Origin of the sequence: Methylibium sp. T29-B, assembly GCF_000576225.1 — a bacterium.
Lineage (GTDB): Bacteria > Pseudomonadota > Gammaproteobacteria > Burkholderiales > Burkholderiaceae_C > Methylibium > Methylibium petroleiphilum.
The window spans coordinates 1-2,560 of sequence record NZ_AZSN01000289.1; the positions used below are offsets into that span (position 1 = coordinate 1).

The 2,560-nt window shown below is 70.4% G+C and carries 3 protein-coding genes and 1 pseudogene; 1 reads left to right on the plus strand and 3 read right to left on the minus strand.

What is annotated here, in order from left to right; genetic code table 11:
• The coding region (locus tag Y694_RS21185; protein ID WP_051495963.1) for a multifunctional CCA addition/repair protein at nucleotides 1-1,057 on the minus strand (1,057 nt) is incomplete at its 3' end.
• 207 nt (nucleotides 1,058-1,264) lie between these two features.
• On the opposite strand from Y694_RS21185, the gene Y694_RS21190 reads away from it, so the two are divergent.
• Nucleotides 1,265-1,486, plus strand: coding sequence for a PEP-CTERM domain protein (locus Y694_RS21190; RefSeq protein WP_036236355.1), 222 nt, complete (start codon nucleotides 1,265-1,267; stop codon nucleotides 1,484-1,486).
• A 46-nt stretch (nucleotides 1,487-1,532) separates the two neighbouring features.
• On the opposite strand, the gene Y694_RS21195 is transcribed toward Y694_RS21190, so the two are convergent.
• Entirely contained in the window at nucleotides 1,533-2,237 is a 705-nt protein-coding gene (locus tag Y694_RS21195) for a glutathione S-transferase family protein (protein ID WP_036236358.1), read from the minus strand.
• Between the two features lie 102 nt (nucleotides 2,238-2,339).
• Nucleotides 2,340-2,560: pseudogene (locus Y694_RS25105) on the minus strand (complex I NDUFA9 subunit family protein); the annotation flags it as partial.

Below are 2,560 nucleotides of genomic sequence, written 5' to 3' on the forward strand. Positions count from 1 at the left end.
CGAGCGCGGCCGCCAGCCTCGGCGACGGCGCATAGGCCGTGTCCTCGAAGCCGAGCCGCCCGCGCGCGTCGCACTCGCAGGCCTGCAGCACCTCGTGGAAGCGCGCCGGCTTGCGGAAGGCGTCGCAGCGCTCGAGCAGGCGCACCAGCGCGGCGGCGCCGAACTCGCCGCTGCGGTGCACGTTGCCGTGTTCGCGCGCCACCACGTCGGCGAGTTCGCGGCAGTCGATCGGCACGCGCAGTCGCTCGTTCAGCCCCCGCAGCAGCGCCACGCTGCGCTGCTCGTGGCCGATGTGCCGCGGCAGCAGCTCCGCCGGGGTGCTGCCCTTGCCGAGGTCGTGGCCGAGGCAGGCGTAGCGCACCGTCAACGGCGCGTCGAGCCGCGCACTCATGTCCAGCACCATCATCAGGTGCACGCCGGTGTCGACCTCGGGGTGGTGTTCGGCGCGCTGCGGCACGCCCCACAGCCGCGCGACCTCGGGCAGCAGCCGCTGCAGTGCGCCGCATTCGCGCAGCAGCTCGAACATGCGCGACGGGCGCGGCTCCATCAGGCCGCGCGCGAGTTCCTGCCACACGCGTTCGGGGACGAGGTGGTCGACCTCGCCGCCGTCGACCATGCCGCGCATCAGGGCCAACGTCTCGGGTGCGACGGAAAACCCATCGAAGCGCGCCGCGAAGCGTGCGACCCGCAGGATGCGCACCGGGTCCTCGGCGAAGGCCGGCGACACGTGGCGGAGCACACGGGCTGCCAGGTCGCGCTGGCCGCCGTAGGGGTCGATCAGCGTGCCGTCGGCCGCGCGGGCGATGGCGTTGATGGTCAGGTCGCGCCGTGCCAGGTCTTGTTCCAGCGTCACGTCCGGTGCGGCGTGGAAGCTGAAGCCGTGATAGCCCGGACCCGTCTTGCGTTCGGAGCGTGCGAGTGCGTACTCCTCGTGCGTCTGCGGGTGCAGGAAGACCGGGAAGTCGCGTCCGACCGGCAGGAAGCCGGCGTCGAGCATCTGCTGCGGTGTGCTGCCGACGACCACCCAGTCCCGGTCTCGACCGGCGATTCCCAGCAATTCGTCGCGGACGGCGCCGCCGACAACAAAAACTTGAGCGTCTTGTGGCGCTGTGGCGACGAAATGAACCCCTTGTTCGGGGGGTGAACCTTGAGTCACGGGGTACCGCTCAAAGGGGGGCGCGCATACAAACGGTGATAGCGAGATGCGGCCTTTCCGACGCCAAAAGCGTCACCGCCGCAAAAGCATCTTAAACAGGGAAATGTCATGTTCATCAAACCGCTACTGGCTGCCGTGGTACTCGCAGGTGCTCTCGCACCGAGTTTCGCCGACCAGAAAGCCAAACCGGCGATCGCGGCCCAGCCGACCGAAAGCGAAGTCGCATTGAGCGCCACCGCCCCGGCTTCCGAGCCGAGCAATCTCGCGTTGATGCTGGCCGCCGTGGGCGTGCTCGGTTTCGTCGCGCACCGCCGCGGCCGTCACCGCTGAGCGCACGTCAGGCAGCGCAACGACAACGGGCCTTCGGGCCCGTTTCTCATGGAGCGTCCGAGGCGTCTGTCCGGGACTGTCGGTACGGCTCCTCGAAGTCCAGGAACTCCTGTTCGGCCAGGGCCTCGGCCACCCAGGCCTGCATGCCGGGCAGCGCGAACACCGCGTCGATGTAGGCCGCGGCGATGGGCGGCACCGGCAGCCCATAGGTCCTCAAGCGGCTGCACACCGGCGCGAAGTAGGCGTCGGCGATGGTGAAGCGGCCGAACAGCAACGGGCCGCCGTGCGCGCCCAGCAGCTCCGACCACAGCTCGACGATGCGCCGGACGTCCGCCCGCAGCCCGGGCTGCTCCTGCAGCAGGCGGGCGCCCACATCGGGCAAGCGGGCCTCGATGTTGAGCGGGCAGTGGCTGCGCAGCGCGCCGAAGCCGGCATGCATTTCGGCGCAGACGCTGCGGGCGCGGGCACGCGCCTTCGGATCGGCAGGCCACAGGCCCGCCTGCGGGAATTTCTCGGCCAGGTACTCGGCGATCGCCAGCGTGTCCCAGACCACGAAGCCATCGTCTTCGATCAGTACCGGCACCTTGCCGGCCGGCGTGTGCCGGGCCAGCGCCTGCTGGAACTTCGAATCGGCCGCCAGGCTGTCGAAGCGGATCATCACCTCCTCGAAGGGGATGCCGGCCTGACGCATCAGCACCCAGGGCCGCAGCGACCACGACGAGTAGTTCTTGTTGCCGATCACGAGCTGCATGGGGCCTCCTGTGGCCTCGATGCTAGCGGGACGCCCCGCATCCCGGATTGCATTCGCTGCATCGGATTGATGCACGCCGGCGGGTCCCGCCGGGCGGGCGCTTCAGTGCCGTCGTGCCAGCGCGCGAAACCCGTCGAGCCGCGCCGGGCCGCGCCCGGGACTCAGGTAACTCGGCCCGATCGCTTCCAGTGCCGCCGGCGTGATGCCGAGGGCCTGCAGCCCGGGCAGGCCGCCGCCGGCCACGTTGGGCACGCGCATCGACGCCAGGTTGTCGGCCGACATCAAGGGCGTGCCGGGCAGCAGCGCGAGCAGCGCGGCCTGGG

What these genes read in the sequence shown, in the direction of transcription:
- Y694_RS21195 (WP_036236358.1), bottom strand. Translation starts at nt 2,237, where the DNA reads ATGCAGCTCGTGATCGGCAACAAGAACTACTCGTCGTGGTCGCTGCGG.
- Y694_RS21190 (WP_036236355.1), top strand. Translation starts at nt 1,265, where the DNA reads ATGTTCATCAAACCGCTACTGGCTGCCGTGGTACTCGCAGGTGCTCTC.